Origin of the sequence: uncultured Mailhella sp., from assembly GCF_905187505.1 — a bacterium.
GTDB lineage: Bacteria > Desulfobacterota > Desulfovibrionia > Desulfovibrionales > Desulfovibrionaceae > Mailhella.
Map to the genome: position 1 here is coordinate 1 of NZ_CAJJIC010000197.1, position 2,407 is coordinate 2,407.

Here is a 2,407-nt window from a genome sequence, read left to right on the forward strand (position 1 = left end):
GCCATGGCCGCCGAACTTACGGTTTCCGCAGCCGCCAGCCTCTCGGAGTCCTTCACGCAGATCTCTCAGGAGTTCACGAAGAACACGGGCGTCAAGGTCAATCTGAACTTTGCCTCTTCCAACAATCTGCTTCGTCAGATGGAGCAGGGGGCCCCGGTGGATGTCTTCGCCTCCGCAGATCAGGAGACCATGGACTCCGCAGTGCAGAAGGGACTTGTCGATCCTTCCACGCGCAGAGATTTTGCGCTGAACGACCTTGTGCTCATCACCCCCGCTTCCGGCACGCTCACCGGTCCCGATGCGCTGCTTGGTGCCGACGTGAAGCATGTTGCCATAGGCACGCCGGAAAGCGTGCCTGCCGGGCGATATGCCCGCGAGGCTCTTACCTCTGCCGGAACCTGGGACAAGCTGCAGAATAAGTTTGTATTCGGCAACAACGTGCGTCAGGTGCTGAGCTATATTCAGCGCGGCGAAGCCGATGCCGGTTTCGTGTATCGTACCGATGCTCTTGCCGGTGGCAAGGACGTGCGCATCGTGACCGCCATGACGGGCCACAAGCCCGTGTGCTATCCCATCGCCGTGACGAAGGATTCTGCACAGAAGGACGTCGCACGGAAGTTCACGGACTTCGTGCTTTCTCCCCGCGGTCTTGAAATTCTTGCCCGCTACGGTTTCAGCCCGGTTAAGTAGACGTCGCAGGCATGAGCGGCGGGCCTTGCCGAGCCGGTTCTGCCGGAAAGAGCGGATGAGTCTTCCGTTTTCCGTCTGGGAGGGCCTCCATGGAAGCAGGGATGACTTTTCGCATTTTTTGTCGATGCATTCCCGGACATTCCTGAGCGTCGGACTGACCGGCGTGTCGTTAAGGCCGCCTCGTTCATGAACGGGGCGGCCTTTTCGTGCCCCGCGGCAGATTCACGGCCGCCGTGTCGGGAGAGCTTTTCGGGGCGCAGGCGTGGCGCTCGGTCAGGACTTCGATAACGCGTCTTCTTTCGGACTCCTTTGGCAGCAATCCGGGAACGGTTCACGGTCATGGAACAGGGGCCAAGACGAAGAGGCTTGCCCGAAGCGGGGCCGCGGCTTGAAGACCCTTTTGAGGCAGCCAGAGGAAGACTTGCAGGGAAAGAGCGGACTCTCCTGTTCCGACTTCGTGCCGGCGGGAGTGGCGAGGGGAAAAAAGGATGATCATGCGAAGGCTCACACGTCGTCGAAGCCGAAAGGTCTGTCGGCCTGTCCGCCTTTGCTGAGAATGTCGGAAAGGTAGGAGAGCGAGTCCTGGGAGAAGAGGGAACGGCGACGAAAGTCATGTTCCATGGCAAGAATGTGCCCGTTGGCGTAGACGGCAAGGTCGTCGGCAAAGGCGTCCACGTCTTCGGGATCATGGGTGATCATGACGAGAGGCACGCCGCAGTTTTGAAGTATCCGGTCGATTTCCTTGCGCATGCGAAGACGCAGAAGAGGATCGAGGGCGGCGAAGGGTTCGTCGAGGAGCAGGAGTCTCGGAGAGATGAGCAGAGCACGCGCCAGAGCCACGCGCTGTTTCTGACCTCCTGAAATCTGGGAAGGCCTCCGGTCGGCAAGATGCGTGATTTCCAGAAGTTCGAGGATGAGTTCAATGGACTCTCGCTGTTCGTCGTTGAGTCTGGCCGGGAACACGGCGCGGAAGGCGCTCCCGAACACGGGAAAATGCTTTTCCTTCTGCTGCAGGGCAAAGGCGAGATTCTGTCGTACCGTCATGTGCGGAAAAAGCGCGTAGTCCTGAAAGACGTAACCTATGCGTCTATTTCTGGCGGGGAGATTGATGCCCTTGGAGGAGTCGAAGAACACGGTGTCGTCCATGACGATGTGTCCTTTCTTCGGATGAACGAGACCGGCCAGCATTTGCAGGGTCAGCGTTTTTCCGGAACCCGACGGTCCGAACAGAACGAGACGGGATGCCGAGCTCTTCAGGCTGACGTTGAGGGAGAAGGAGCCTTGTTTTCCCCTGAGGGTGGTTTGAACGGACAGGTCGATCACCGGGAACCTCCCAGCAGATAGTCGGCGGTTATGAGAATGACGGCGCATATTCCCGAAGTGAGGAGCACGAGACAGGCGGCAAGGGCGTCGTTGCCTGACTGGAAGGCGTCGTAGATGGCGAGAGCGAGCGTCTGCGTCTTGCCCGGAATGTTGCCTGCCAGCATGAGCGTGGCGCCGAATTCTCCCATGCCCCGCGCGAAGGCCAGCATGGAGCCGGACAGGATGCCGCGCGCGGCAAGAGGCAGACTGATGGAGAAGAAGACGGAAATTTCCGAGGCCCCGAGCGTTCGGGCGGCTTTTTCCACGTTGGCGTCCACCTGTTCGAGCGCCGTTTTTGCCGATTTGTAGATGAGGGGGAACACCACCACCGTGGCGGCCACCACCGCCCCCTGCC

At 59.7% G+C, this 2,407-nt stretch carries 3 protein-coding genes; 1 reads left to right on the forward strand and 2 read right to left on the reverse strand.

Annotation, left to right across the window (positions count from 1 at the left end):
* On the forward strand, positions 1-690 hold a 690-nt coding region (gene modA, locus QZZ60_RS11250; protein ID WP_295641446.1), incomplete at its 5' end, for a molybdate ABC transporter substrate-binding protein.
* Positions 691-1,194: 504 nt separating this feature from the next.
* Here modA and QZZ60_RS11255 read toward each other — a convergent pair.
* Together QZZ60_RS11255 and QZZ60_RS11260 are read right to left on the reverse strand one after the other, a co-directional pair.
* Entirely contained in the window at positions 1,195-2,013 is an 819-nt protein-coding gene (locus QZZ60_RS11255) for an ATP-binding cassette domain-containing protein (protein WP_295641448.1), read from the reverse strand.
* The coding region (locus QZZ60_RS11260; RefSeq protein ID WP_295641450.1) for a molybdenum ABC transporter permease at positions 2,010-2,407 on the reverse strand (398 nt) is incomplete at its 5' end. The genes QZZ60_RS11255 and QZZ60_RS11260, both read right to left, overlap by 4 nt.